The sequence below is a fragment of the Bacillus cereus genome, assembly GCF_007678085.1.
GTDB lineage: Bacteria > Bacillota > Bacilli > Bacillales > Bacillaceae_G > Bacillus_A > Bacillus_A cereus_BE.
Genome location: NZ_VEDW01000004.1, coordinates 256065 through 269339, shown reverse-complemented (window position 1 = coordinate 269339; position 13275 = coordinate 256065). Strand labels below are relative to the sequence as shown.

Here is a 13275-nt window from a genome sequence, read left to right as displayed (position 1 = left end):
GCTAGCGAATGCTAGCTTTTTTCTTTTTGACATCGATAAATGGCTAACGTTTTCGGATCGCGCCATATACCGTTATGAATTGCCAATTCATTTTCTACTTCTTCTTTTAGCCATTCCTTCATTTCGACGTGAAGATATGTATTATCAGGTATATTTAGTGACGGAAACATGCTAGAAATATAGTTTACAATTGGAGTAGCATGATGGAAAACGAGTGCATTATGAATAATAGTTTCTTCGACAGTTGGAAAAACAGATTGTAATATCTCTTTACCATTTTCTAAACAAAATGAAGTGACTGATGATGTTGTTTTCGGTAGATCAAATGCGTCTAGCATGCGGTTGCACATTTCAACGATACGAGATAATGTGGTGTCAGAATTTGTTGTAGCTAAAAGTGAGCCACCAGGACGAATTACTTTATGGAATCCTTGAATTGTTTTTTCGACATCTTTCATATGATATAACATATGTCTTGCGACGATCCAGTCGTAGCAATTAGCTTCGAAAGGGAGTTTACCAGCATCACCTAGTTTCCATTCAATTATGCTATTCTTTATTGCAGCTTCAGAAAGCATCGTTTTTGATTGATCAAAACCGGTTAGTTGTCCTTTATGCCCGTTAGTTTGTAAAAGAGAAAGAAAATTCCCGTTAGCGCATCCAACCTCTAATATTTTTTCGTCTCCTTGAAGTTGTAAATGTTCCGTGACGAGTTCATCTAAATTCACTTGTTTTTCTTCGTAATGTTTATGCGTATCGATACGTATTTGTAAATGGTTGCTTACGTTGTATTGGCGTTTTACATCATTCATTTTTTCACATTCCACCTTCGTGCAAAATTGCTGAATAGCATGTGTTAATACGTCGGTTTTCTTTAAACCTTCATATTGAAGTGCAGATTCAAACCTTTCAAGTAATTTTTCTTCAATTCGAAAATGAATATCTTTTCGCTTCGTCATTGAAATATCGCCCCTTTGCATCTGTTAGTGAGACTATAGCACGCCTGAAAAAATTGTGTAAATCATTTGTGTACACAAATGGAGAAGATGAAAAAAATGTTTGAATGTGAGTTTAAACTATTGACGATTTAACCGTTTTCATATATTCTTAAATTAAGAAATATTCAAATAATTAAAAGAAATGAGAGAGTCACATGCTTCTTCAAGGAACACATCGAATTGGTCGTATGGCCATGCTGTTGGCACTTGCGGATGAGAATGAAAGCCCTGTATTATCTATTCCAAAAGGTTGGAAGTATTGTACTGGGAAAGTGGGTTCGATGAATTCGCAAAAAGTTGTAGCAGCAATGGAAACAGCGGCTAAGAGCAACCAAGTTATTGAAACAGACGTTTACAGAGAAACACATGCACTTTATCATGCAATTATGGAAGCTTTGTACGGAGTGACGAGAGGTCAAATTCAGTTAGCAGACGTTCTTCGTACAGTAGGACTTCGATTTGCGATTGTGCGCGGTACACCATACGACGGAAAAAAAGAAGGCGAATGGGTTGCTGTTGCATTATATGGAACGATTGGTGCACCTGTAAAAGGATCTGAGCATGAGGCGATTGGTTTAGGAATTAATCACATATGATTTGCCCATAGTCTATTAGTTAGAAGGGGGCCTTACTTTTTTTAGGACAGAAGTCTGTCTTAAAAAGATAAGGTCCCCTTTTGCCTTTTTAAGGAGGAAAAAGAATGATTACGTTAACAGGACACACATTGACAATTGAAGAAATGAAGAGGTTGTTACTTGAAGGAGAAGGTGTAACAGCTTGTCCAAATAGTATGCAAAAGGTGGCGGAGTGCCGCGAAGTAGTTGAGAAAATTGTAGAAGACGGAAAAGTAGTTTACGGTATTACAACTGGATTTGGAAAGTTCAGTGACGTGCTTATTCAAAAAGATGATGTAAAGGCACTTCAACACAATTTAATTCAGTCACATGCATGCGGGATAGGTGATCCATTCCCTGAAGAAGTATCGCGCGGTATGTTAATTTTACGAGCGAACACGATGCTTAAAGGCGTATCTGGCGTTAGACCGCTTGTTGTAAATATGCTTCTTGAGTTTGTAAATCGCAAAATTCACCCAGTCGTTCCGCAACAAGGTTCACTTGGTGCGAGTGGTGATTTAGCACCTTTATCTCATCTTGCACTTGTATTATTAGGAGAAGGTGAAGTGTTCTATAAGGGGAAACGCGTTCATGCGATGGTGGCTCTTACAGAAGAAGGTCTTGAGCCGATTGAACTTGAAGCGAAAGAAGGGCTTGCATTAATCAATGGTACGCAGGCAATGACAGCGCAAGGAGTTCTTTCTTATATAGAAGCTGAAGCAACTGCTTATCAAGCGGAATTCATTGCTTCGATGACAATCGAGGGGTTACAAGGCATTATTGATGCATTTGATGAAAATGTTCATAAAGCACGTGGTTATAAAGAGCAAGTGGAAGTAGCGAGCAGAATTCGTGACATCCTTCATGATAGTAAATTAACAACAAAACAAGGAGAACTACGAGTACAGGATGCCTATTCACTTCGCTGTATCCCGCAAGTACACGGTGCTTCTTGGCAAGTTTTAAATTATGTGAAAGAAAAATTAGAAATTGAAATGAATGCAGCAACAGATAATCCGTTAATCTTTGATGGTGGGGAAAAAGTAATTTCGGGTGGTAATTTCCATGGTCAACCGATTGCGTTTGCGATGGACTTCCTAAAAGTAGGAATGGCGGAACTTGCAAATATTTCAGAGCGTCGAATTGAACGTTTAGTAAATCCGCAATTAAATGATTTACCTCCATTTTTAAGTCCAGAACCAGGACTTCAGTCTGGTGCAATGATTATGCAATACGCAGCAGCGTCACTTGTTTCTGAAAATAAAACGTTAGCACATCCGGCAAGTGTTGATTCAATCCCGTCATCAGCTAACCAAGAAGACCACGTAAGTATGGGAACAATCGCTTCACGCCATGCACATCAAATTATTCAAAACGTAAGACGTGTTCTTTCAATTGAAATGATTTGTGCGATGCAAGCTGCAGAATATCGCGGTATTGAAAACATGAGTACAGTGACAAAGAGCTTCTACCATCAAGGTCGTCAGCAAGTACCTTCTATTACTAATGACCGTATATTCTCAACGGATATTGAAAATATTGCGTATTGGTTAAAAACGAATTATTCGATAAAAGAAAGATTAGATGTAAACGCAGCACTATAAAATGAGAAAAGGGAGAGATTGAAATGGAAAAAGTAAAACAAACAATTCGCGCGCCAAGAGGTACTGAGTTACAAACGAAAGGATGGGTTCAAGAAGCTGCACTTCGTATGTTAATGAACAATTTAGATCCTGAAGTTGCTGAAAAACCAGAAGAATTAGTTGTATATGGCGGAATTGGCCGTGCAGCTCGTAACTGGGAAAGTTATCAGGCGATTGTAGATTCATTAAAAACGTTAGAAAGCGATGAAACATTACTTGTTCAATCAGGAAAACCAGTTGCAATCTTTAAATCACATGAAGATGCACCACGCGTTCTTTTAGCGAACTCAAACTTAGTACCGAAGTGGGCGAACTGGGATCACTTCCGTGAACTAGAGAAAAAAGGTCTTATGATGTACGGACAAATGACAGCAGGAAGCTGGATTTATATTGGAACACAAGGTATTTTACAAGGAACATATGAAACGTTTGGAGAAGCGGCACGTCAACATTTCGATGGTTCATTAAAAGGTACAATAACACTGACTGCTGGTTTAGGTGGTATGGGTGGTGCACAACCTCTTGCTGTAACGATGAACGGCGGTGTTGTTATTGCTATTGATGTTGATAAGCGCAGCATCGATCGTCGTATTGAAAAGAGATATTGTGATATGTATACAGAATCGTTAGAAGAAGCATTAGCAGTTGCGAACGAGTATAAAGAGAAGAAAGAACCAATTTCAATTGGTTTATTAGGAAATGCGGCAGAAATTTTACCAGAGCTAGTGAAGCGTAATATTACGCCAGATTTAGTTACGGATCAAACATCTGCTCATGATCCATTAAACGGTTATATTCCAGTAGGCTACACATTAGAAGAAGCAGCAAAACTTCGTGAAGAAGATCCAGAACGTTACGTACAATTATCAAAAGAAAGCATGACAAAACATGTAGAAGCAATGCTTGCTATGCAAGCAAAAGGCGCAATTACATTTGATTATGGAAATAACATTCGCCAAGTTGCTTTCGATGAAGGTTTGAAAAATGCGTTTGATTTCCCAGGATTCGTTCCGGCATTTATCCGTCCATTATTCTGCGAAGGAAAAGGACCATTCCGCTGGGTAGCACTTTCTGGTGATCCAGAAGATATTTATAAAACAGACGAAGTAATTTTACGTGAATTCGCTGACAATGAGCATTTATGTAACTGGATTCGTATGGCTCGTCAGCAAGTTGAATTCCAAGGTCTTCCATCACGTATTTGTTGGCTTGGTTACGGTGAGCGTGCGAAATTTGGTCGCATCATTAATGAAATGGTTGCAAATGGTGAATTATCAGCACCAATCGTTATCGGCCGTGACCATTTAGATTGCGGATCAGTAGCATCTCCAAACCGTGAAACAGAAGCGATGAAAGACGGTAGTGATGCAGTAGCAGACTGGCCAATTTTAAATGCATTAATTAACAGTGTAAACGGTGCAAGCTGGGTATCTGTTCACCACGGTGGCGGCGTTGGTATGGGTTATTCACTTCATGCTGGAATGGTTATCGTTGCAGATGGAACAGAAGCAGCAGCTAAACGTATTGAGCGCGTATTAACTTCTGATCCTGGTATGGGTGTTGTTCGTCACGTTGATGCAGGATATGACTTAGCTGTGGAAACTGCGAAAGAAAAAGGCGTAAACATTCCAATGATGAAATAAGGAGGAGAAAACATGCTGGACACTTTACTAATAAATATCGGTCAATTACTAACAATGGATCAAGAAGATGGCTTGTTAAGACGGGAAGCGATGAACACGCTTCCTGTTATCGAAAACGGTGTGGTTGGAATTGAAAATGGTGTAATTACTTTCGTTGGAACAGCGGAAGAAGCGAAAGGACTACAAGCGAAAGAAGTTATTGATTGCGGCGGGAAAATGGTTTCTCCTGGTCTTGTTGATCCGCATACTCACCTTGTATTTGGTGGATCTCGTGAAAATGAAATCGCACTAAAATTACAAGGAGTTCCATATTTGGAAATTTTAGAACAAGGCGGAGGTATTCTTTCAACCGTAAATGCAACGAAAAAAGCGTCGAAAGAGGAACTTGTTCAAAAAGCGAAATTCCATTTAGACCGTATGCTATCTTTCGGAGTTACAACTGTAGAAGCGAAGAGTGGTTACGGATTAGATGATGAGACGGAATGGAAACAATTAGAGGTAACTGCACAATTACAAAAAGAGCATCCGATTGATTTAGTTTCCACATTTTTAGGTGCTCATGCAGTTCCGAAAGAGTATAAAGGTAGATCGAAAGAATTTTTACAATGGATGTTAGACTTATTGCCAGAAATGAAAGAGAAGCAATTAGCTGAATTCGTTGATATTTTCTGCGAAACAGGTGTGTTCTCTGTCGAAGAATCAAAAGAGTTTTTATTAAAAGCGAAAGAACTTGGCTTTGATGTGAAAATTCATGCAGATGAAATCGACCCACTTGGTGGTGCGGAAGCAGCAGCTGAAATTGGTGCAGCATCAGCCGACCATTTAGTTGGTGCTTCTGATAAAGGAATTGAAATGCTTGCAAACTCTAATACAGTAGCCACCTTATTACCAGGAACAACTTTCTATTTAAATAAAGAAAGCTTTGCGCGCGGTCGTAAAATGATTGATGAAGGTGTTGCAGTTGCGTTAGCAACAGACTTTAACCCAGGTAGCTGTCCAACTGAAAACATTCAGCTTATTATGAGCATTGCAATGCTGAAGTTGAAAATGACACCAGAAGAAGTTTGGAACGCGGTAACAGTTAACTCTTCTTATGCTATTAAACGAGGTGATGTAGCTGGGAAAATTAGAGTTGGTCGCAAGGCAGATGTAGTTTTATGGGATGCTTATAATTATGCTTACGTACCGTATCATTACGGCGTAAGTCATGTGAATACAGTATGGAAGAATGGTAATATTGCATATACAAGAGGTGAACAATCGTGGAGCACGGCCACTATTTAAAGAAGAATACAAAGTTTATCGATCGTGAAGTGACGAAATGGAGTGAGATGATTAAAGATTGGGAGGAAGGTGTAGAAATATTCGGTGCTGCCTTAATTGGAGCACCCCTTTCTAAACCATCTATTAGTCATTCAGGAGCGAGCTTTGCTCCAAAAACAATTCGTGCGATGTTAGATGCGTATAGCACGTACGCAATTACAGAAGAGCACGACATGAAAGAAAGTGTCTTATATGATTGCGGTGATATTACGATGCATGTGACAGATATAAAAGAAAGTCATAACAGAATTGCAAAAACAGTTGGTCATATTACGAAAGTAAATCCGAGCATGATACCAATCGTTCTTGGCGGTGATCACTCGATTAGTTTTCCAAGTATAACAGGATTTGCAAACAGTAAAGGAAAGGTCGGGATTATTCAATTTGATGCCCATCATGATTTACGTAATTTAGATGATGGTGGCCCATCAAATGGTACACCGTTCCGTAGTTTACTAGAAAATGGTGTCATTACAGGGAAACAACTCGTTCAAATCGGAATTCGCAATTTTTCAAATGCGCGAGCGTACCATGAATATGCAAAAGAACATGGCGTGACAGTGTATACAATGAAAGATGTACGAGAGCGAGAAATCAAAGATATTATGACGGAAAGTATTGAAGTATTAAGAAAGCAAGGTGTGACTTCTATTTACATTTCTCTTGATATGGATGTACTAGATCAAGCATTTGCACCAGGTTGTCCAGCAATTGGTCCTGGAGGAATGGATAGTACGACTTTACTTGATGTGATTGAATTTCTTGGTAAAGAACCGCTCGTTCAAGGGATGGATATTGTAGAGATTGATCCAACGCTTGATTTTAGGGATATGACGAGTCGAGTAGCCGCGCAAGTGATTATGAGTTTTCTTTTAGCGAGAGAGACAGTCCAAAAGCAGGTTAGTATATAGGCGTGAAATTAATAGGGAATGTTTAACGATTCCGTATAAAAAACACATTACTACTTATATGTAGTAATGTGTTTTTATGTAAAAAGAGAAGGTAAAATTAGAATGTATATATGTGTGGAAAAGTTAATAAGATTGCGGGTTTTTAGTGATATTTTACGAATTTATTTTCTTAGTTCGAAAGGATTGACATGAAAAATAATTTTATGATAAAATAAAAATTTTGCTAAAAAATCAATTGTGTGTTAAGATTGAGAAGGTTACCATATATGGAGGTGGATTATTTGTTTCAAATTGGCGATAACATTGTTTATCCAATGCACGGAGCAGGTATAATTAAAGCCATAGAAGAGAAGGAAATCGCAGGAGAAAAACAACAGTATTATGTTATAAAAATGTCGGGTAGTAACATGGAAGTAATGATTCCGGCAGGGAGAATATTGAGCTCAAATATACGACCAGTCACGGATATAACGGCAATAGCACACATATTGGATATTTTTCAACATGGAGAATCTGATAGATTACTTACGTGGAAACAAAGGTATAAATTGAACACTGATAAAATAAAGACGGGTAAAATACAAGAAGGTGCTGAAGTTGTACGTGATTTATTACGTATGCAGAAAGAAAAAGCACTTAATGCAAGCGAAAAGAAAATGTTAGATAACGCACACGAATTTTTGATTAGTGAACTGGGATTAATTGAAGGTATCACAGAAAGTCAAATAAAAAGCTTTTGTTAAGATTCATTACAAATAATGTATTACATCCCAAAAAAGATTTTGAATTTTTTGGGAGCATAATTATAGAAAATTAATCCTTTCAAAGACATTCAACTCTTTCAAACCACTTTTAGAGCATTAACCTCTTTTGTTATTACTACAATCAAATCCATTTTTATTTTTTAATTCTTTACGAATGTTCGAAGTTTAATCAAACACTTCGATAGAATAGTTACTTGATTTTTGCAATCCTGATTCACACTGGCGCGGACGAGGAGCCGTAAGGATGAAAGAGAGGTAGGGCTTTCATTGTTTTAGGTTTATAAGTTATTATTTTTAGAAGAATACCGAATTACTTTCACCACTATTGTTAAAGTTTTTTTTATGTGAAGAGATAAACGAATTGTTAGCCATATATGGTCAACAAAAAAAGGTTTCCTGCCTAGGAAACCTTTTTTTAGTTGTATCATTCTATTTTTTGATATTCGAATGTTTGATGGTAAAGGCGTATAAATTGACGTTACTATCTAAAAGTAAGTATGATGCGTTTATAGTAAGAATTTTTTTAGGGGGAAGAAAAATGGCAAGTTCAAATAATAAAGCAGCAAGTATTTATGAAGGAACAAATATAAACGCGTGGGGATCTTTTGAAAATATTGAAGAAATAAAGTTATTTAATCCGATTCAAATTGGACCTTGGTCTCTTCGTAATCGCATAGCAATGGCACCGATGACGAGATGTTTCGCAAATCATGAAACAGGAGTCGTTGGTGCTGATGTAGTAGAGTATTATAGAAAACGTGCCGCTGATGGAGTTGGATTAATTATTACAGAGGGAATCGTCATTAGCCCAAGGGCAAAAGGTAATCCAGGAGTACCTGGGATTTATACACAAGAACAAATCGATTCGTGGAAGCCTGTTACAGAGGCAGTACATAAAGAGGGCGGAACGATTATTGCTCAAATATGGCATGTTGGTCGTATGAGTCATCACGAGATAATTGGTGGGCAAATGCCGCAAGCACCGTCTGCTATCGCTGCAGAGGGAAATGTTCCGCGTTTTCGTAAACCATTTGATACGCCAGAAGCAATGACGTTAGAAGAAATACAAGAAGTTATCGGTCAATACGCACGAGCTGCGAAGAATGCAATTGAAGCTGGATTTGATGGAGTAGAAATTCACGGTGCACACGGATATTTAATCGATCAATTTACTTATGAGTTTGCAAATAAGCGTACTGATAAATACGGCGGAGAATTAAAGCAAAGGTTAATGTTTATGAAAGAAGTAACGGAGGCTGTAATAGAAGCTGTTGGGGCTGATAAAACACTTCTTCGCTTTTCTGCTTTCAAAGGTGATAATCCTACTTATATGTGGGAAAACCCTGAGCTTGCAATTGAAACGTTTGTAAATATGTTTAAAGAAGTTGGATTAACGATGATTCACCCTTCAACGATGAATTATACGGCAGTTATTGCTGACGGAAAGAATTTTCATCAATTAGTAAGAAAATATTGGGATGGTACGATCGTAGGAGTAGGGAATTTAAATCCGAAAGAGGCTGAAGAAGCACTGCAAGAAGGAACGCTTGATGTAGCGGCATTTGGAAGACCTTTAATTGCTAATCCAGATTTTGTTCATCGAATTAAAAATGCTGAAAGTTTAGTTGAATATGATGCGAAAGAGCATCTTGCTACATTAATTTGAATAAAGATAAAAGGAGAACACATCAGGTGTTCTCCTTTTATTATGGATTTTCATAGGAGGAAGCGGGATGAGTGAAACGCTACTCATTATTATTAGTATATTGCTCTTATTAATGCTACTATTAATCATTTTTTTTATTATTACATTTTTTATTAAAAAACGGACGCATCATTCTATATTAAAGTTACATCCATACTTAGGAAGAATGCGTTATTTACTTGAAAAGATAGGGCCGGAATTTAGGCAATATTGGTTTGATCATGATACGGACGGGAAGCCTTTTTCACGTTATGATTTTCAAAGTGTAATGTTTCTAGCAAAGTACCGTTCTGAAATACTTGGTTTCGGATCAAAACGAGATTTTGATGCATCTGGCTATTATATTGCTAATACATTATTTCCAATATTAACAGATGAACTAAGTGTGAATGTAGCGCAAGAACGTGAAGGGAAAAAGTATGTAATTCATAAAGAAGGGTTATTTTCACGGAGAGAAAAATTGACAGCGGATACAACGAATCTGTGGTTATATGAAGAAGACGATGCGGTTATCGTCGGTGAAAATCGTAAATATCCATGGAAACTGTATGGCATGTTTGGCGCATCAGCAACTTCTTACGGTGCGATTGGCGAAAATTATATTTTAGCGAGTGGTTTTGGCGCGAAGCTGGCTGGCGGTTCATGGATTAATACAGGAGAAGGCGGTGTAATACCGGAACATTTACATACAGGTGCGAATATCGTTGCGCAAATTGGTCCAGGTTTATTTGGTTACCGTGATGAGGATGGTAAGTTTTCAATGGAGAAATTCATGGAGAAAGCAAAAGAAAGCAATATTAAAGCATTCGAATTGAAATTTGGGCAAGGTGCGAAAATACGTGGTGGCCATCTAGAAGGACAAAAAGTAAATGCAAAGATTGCTTCTGTTCGTAATGTACGAGAAGGAGAGACAATTAATTCACCGAATCGATTTACATTTTTAAATAATGCTGCGGATACACTTTATTTTATTCAGCGTTTGCAAGAAAATGGCGGTAAACCAGTCGGTATGAAAATTGTAATTGGACAGCAGGAGCCGTTGGAAGATTTATTCAAAACGATGAAAGAGTTAAACATCTATCCAGATTTCATTACAATTGATGGCTCAGAAGGTGGATCAGGAGCAACGTATAAATCGATGGCAGATAGTATGGGAATGCCCCTTATTCCAGCGTTACTAACTTGTATTGATACAGCGAATCATTATGATGTTCGGGACAAATTCAAAGTGTTTGCCTCGGGGAAATTAATTACACCAGATAAAGTGGCAATTGCTTTAGCTATTGGTGCAGATGCTATAAATTCAGCACGCGGGTTTATGATGGCAAGTGGCTGTATTATGGCGCTCCAATGTAATTCGGGGCAATGTCCGTCTGGTGTGGCGACGACGAATCCTCATTATCAAAAAGCGTTAGATCCGTATGAGAAGAAATGGCGCGTAATGAATTATGTTGTTAGTATGAGATATAGTTTGTTCTCACTTGCGGCAGCAGCGGGAGTCAAGAGTCCGCGTCATTTAACGAGAGAGCATATTGTGTTTAAAGATGAGGTGGGGCGGGTGGTGCCTCTTTCGGAATTGTTTCCAACTAGTAAATAGATAAGCTACGTTTAATAGATTAAAAGTCATACAATTGTATGGCTTTTTAATTTGGAAATGAGGAGCGAAGAAGTGCCTGTTTTGTTTTCTGAATATTTTTACTTTAATTCATTTTGAAAGCGGGGTAATCCACTGTGATAAAGGCATTTATAAAGGTTTTTACATGTAGTAAAAAGTGCTTGTTCACTTGAAAGAACAAAAAATGTTTGATAAGGTAGGGAACCATAAGCGAAAACAAGAAAATAGAAAAAGTCATTTTTCGAAATTTTGAATGGCTTATGTAACTAAGGGAGAGATTTTGTGAAGATTGAAATTATGGTTTCGCTTGCTATTTATATGGCAGGTATGTTGTATATCGGTTATTGGTCTTATAAGAAGACATCCGATTTATCAGATTATATGTTAGGCGGAAGGGGACTCGGTCCAGCAGTTACAGCTTTATCAGCTGGTGCTTCTGACATGAGTGGTTGGATGCTAATGGGATTACCTGGTGCGATGTATGCAACAGGATTATCAAGTGTATGGATTGCGATAGGTTTATTAATAGGTGCTTATGCAAACTATTTAGTTATTGCCCCGCGTTTGCGAACGTATACAGAAGTGGCAAATGATTCAATTACGATTCCAGACTTTTTAGAAAATCGATTTAAAGATCGTACGAAAATACTTCGTTTTGTCTCCGCTATCGTCATTTTAGTATTTTTCACATTTTATGCGTCGGCTGGTTTAGTTTCAGGTGGACGTTTGTTTGAAAATTCTTTTAACCTTGATTATAAAATTGGTTTATTTGTAACTGTCGGTGTCGTAGTTGCTTATACACTATTCGGTGGCTTTTTAGCAGTAAGTTGGACCGACTTTGTGCAAGGCTGTATTATGTTTATTGCTCTTGTATTAGTGCCAATTGTTGCTTTTACAGATGTGGGCGGTGTAACAGAAACATTCAATACAATTAAGCAAGTTGATGCATCGCATTTAGATATGTTTAAAGGGACAACAATTCTTGGGATTATTTCATTTTTAGCATGGGGTCTTGGGTATTTTGGACAACCGCATATTATTGTCCGCTTTATGGCAATTACTTCTATTAAAGATTTAAAAACTTCTCGTAGAATCGGTATCGGTTGGATGACGATTTCAATTATAGGTGCAATGCTTACTGGTCTAATTGGTATTGCTTATTACGCTAAAAATAATGCAACGTTACAAGACCCAGAAATGGTCTTTGTAACATTCTCAAACATTCTATTCCATCCGTACATTACTGGGTTTTTATTATCAGCTATTTTAGCTTCGATTATGAGTAGTATCTCCTCGCAATTACTTGTTATTTCAAGTGCAGTAACGGAAGATTTCTATAAAACATTTTTCCGTCGAAACGCAAGTGATAAAGAACTTGTATTTATCGGTAGGCTGTCAGTATTAGTAGTAGCCATGATTGCAGTTGCTTTAGCGTATCATCCAAGTGATACAATTTTAACACTTGTCGGTTATGCTTGGGCAGGATTTGGTTCAGCATTCGGACCCGCTATTTTATTAAGTTTATATTGGAAGAGAACGAACAAATGGGGCGTTCTTGCCGGTATGATTGTAGGTGCAGTAGTTGTAATTACTTGGGTACAAATTCCAAGTTTAAAAGCGACTATGTATGAAATGGTACCTGGATTCTTCTGTAGCTTATTAGCTGTTATTATTGTAAGTTTAGTAACGAAAGAACCAGTGAAAGCAATTCATCGTGAATTTAATGAGATGGAAGCAGTGCTGGAAGAGGAAACAAAATAATTAGCGAAGAGAGTAAACTGGCGTTTACTCTCTTTTTATTTAAAATGAAGATAAGGAACTTGTTGACAACTAAAAGTAAGTAACTTATAATAAATTTGAGTTCGAAGTAATTTGTGCTTTGAATAAAGGTTTCAAATGGAGTAAATATTTTTTTAGGAATTATCTCGAATTTGAGATAATTTTGATAAACTAGACATTTATGTGTGATTTCATAATCGATATCTCGAATTCGAGATAAAATTATCATGACGGATTTTACTTTGCAGTATGGACAAAATGAATAATGAATTTTAATGTA

General features: G+C 37.5%; 10 protein-coding genes. 9 read left to right on the top strand and 1 reads right to left on the bottom strand.

The genetic code is table 11. The features are described 5' to 3' along the window. Positions 1–11: 11 nt before the first annotated feature. On the bottom strand, positions 12–959 hold the full coding sequence (locus FS742_RS18580; protein WP_144614296.1) for a class I SAM-dependent methyltransferase: 948 nt from the start codon (positions 957–959) through the stop codon (positions 12–14). A gap of 194 nt (positions 960–1153) precedes the next feature. Between FS742_RS18580 and hutP the strand changes: the two genes are divergently transcribed. The 9 genes from hutP (at position 1154) to putP (ending at position 12977) form a co-directional block, all read left to right on the top strand. After that, the gene (gene hutP / locus FS742_RS18575) at positions 1154–1594 is read left to right on the top strand and encodes a hut operon transcriptional regulator HutP (RefSeq protein ID WP_000926516.1); all 441 of its coding nucleotides are present in this window, start codon (positions 1154–1156) and stop codon (positions 1592–1594) included. Positions 1595–1698: 104 nt separating this feature from the next. Beyond that, the gene (gene hutH, locus FS742_RS18570) at positions 1699–3216 is read left to right on the top strand and encodes a histidine ammonia-lyase (protein ID WP_000631839.1); all 1518 of its coding nucleotides are present in this window, start codon (positions 1699–1701) and stop codon (positions 3214–3216) included. A gap of 23 nt (positions 3217–3239) precedes the next feature. After that, positions 3240–4898 carry a urocanate hydratase gene (gene hutU / locus FS742_RS18565; protein ID WP_000416710.1) on the top strand — a complete coding sequence of 553 codons (1659 nt, stop codon included), beginning with the start codon at positions 3240–3242 and terminating at the stop codon, positions 4896–4898. Between the two features lie 12 nt (positions 4899–4910). Further along, the gene (hutI, locus tag FS742_RS18560) at positions 4911–6182 is read left to right on the top strand and encodes an imidazolonepropionase (protein WP_144614294.1); all 1272 of its coding nucleotides are present in this window, start codon (positions 4911–4913) and stop codon (positions 6180–6182) included. Next, positions 6161–7132: a formimidoylglutamase gene (gene hutG / locus FS742_RS18555; RefSeq protein ID WP_144614292.1), complete on the top strand. Its 972-nt coding sequence runs from the start codon at positions 6161–6163 to the stop codon at positions 7130–7132. Before hutI ends, hutG begins: the two co-directional genes overlap by 22 nt. A gap of 281 nt (positions 7133–7413) precedes the next feature. Further along, a complete protein-coding gene (locus tag FS742_RS18550; RefSeq protein WP_179192020.1) occupies positions 7414–7875 on the top strand; it encodes a CarD family transcriptional regulator in 462 nt (153 codons plus the stop codon). A gap of 559 nt (positions 7876–8434) precedes the next feature. Beyond that, positions 8435–9562, top strand: a complete 1128-nt coding sequence (locus tag FS742_RS18545) for an alkene reductase (RefSeq protein WP_144614290.1) — start codon at positions 8435–8437, stop codon at positions 9560–9562. A gap of 67 nt (positions 9563–9629) precedes the next feature. Further along, positions 9630–11198: an FMN-binding glutamate synthase family protein gene (locus tag FS742_RS18540; protein ID WP_144614288.1), complete on the top strand. Its 1569-nt coding sequence runs from the start codon at positions 9630–9632 to the stop codon at positions 11196–11198. 300 nt (positions 11199–11498) lie between these two features. Continuing rightward, positions 11499–12977, top strand: a complete 1479-nt coding sequence (gene putP, locus FS742_RS18535) for a sodium/proline symporter PutP (RefSeq protein WP_144614286.1) — start codon at positions 11499–11501, stop codon at positions 12975–12977. Positions 12978–13275: the final 298 nt, after the last annotated feature.